Origin of the sequence: Sphingomonas sp. SAFR-052 (genome assembly GCF_051965015.1) — a bacterium.
In the GTDB taxonomy this organism is placed as follows: Bacteria; Pseudomonadota; Alphaproteobacteria; order Sphingomonadales; family Sphingomonadaceae; genus Sphingomonas.
Genome location: NZ_JBQCMO010000042.1, coordinates 1 through 670 on the forward strand (window position 1 = coordinate 1; position 670 = coordinate 670).

Sequence of the window (670 nt, forward strand, 5' to 3'; positions counted from 1 at the left end):
TGTCCGGCTATGACGGAGAGCGCGAGTTGCACGTCATATGGCAGAAGTGCAGTTTGAGGCCATGTCCAGAATGTCTACCGCGACAGCGCTACTTGCATCACTGCTGCTAGCCGGATGTGGTAGGCCGCAACCAATGGCCGATGCCGCACTTTTGGAGGAGCTGAGGTCAGCGTATCCAGGGATGACAGCGGCGTGTCTCAAACGGATCGAATATGGCGGCATCGAAGCCATGCCGTCAGAGGTTCAGGACTGCTTCCGCATGACACCGCGCAAGCGCTGGAACGGCCTGTGGCGCGATGATTTCGAAGGGCAGCTATTCTGCCCGGCGCCGGCTCAAGCATGTTCGTACGCGACCAAAGGCAATCAAATCTGGATTTCGTTCAACCCCCGCATTCGGCCGAGGCAAGGTAACGCTACTGGCAGGACGTTCTTGATCAGCTTTGTTGGCCGCCGGACACTTCTTCCCGGAGATCATGGGCATTTGGGGATGGCCGCCCACGAAATTGTCGTCGATAAACTTATCTCGATATCGCCTTTGACCGTGGGCACGCCGAACGAGTAAACGTGCGCAAGTAAGGGATAGCCGTCCGGGGTACCGCGGGACAGATTGCGGGTATCGTCTGCCTTGGAAACGACGGACATCCGCGATAGCGACGGACGGTACGTCCGC

General features: G+C 58.2%; 1 protein-coding gene. It reads left to right on the forward strand.

The window, feature by feature from the left end; translation table 11 throughout:
• The first annotated feature begins 133 nt into the window (after window positions 1–133).
• Window positions 134–562 carry a hypothetical protein gene (locus tag ACTHQV_RS19270; RefSeq protein ID WP_440492330.1) on the forward strand — a complete coding sequence of 143 codons (429 nt, stop codon included), beginning with the start codon at window positions 134–136 and terminating at the stop codon, window positions 560–562.
• Window positions 563–670: the final 108 nt, after the last annotated feature.

Coding starts and splice junctions, on each gene's coding strand:
- ACTHQV_RS19270 (WP_440492330.1), top strand. CDS start 134: ATGGCCGATGCCGCACTTTTGGAGGAGCTGAGGTCAGCGTATCCAGGG.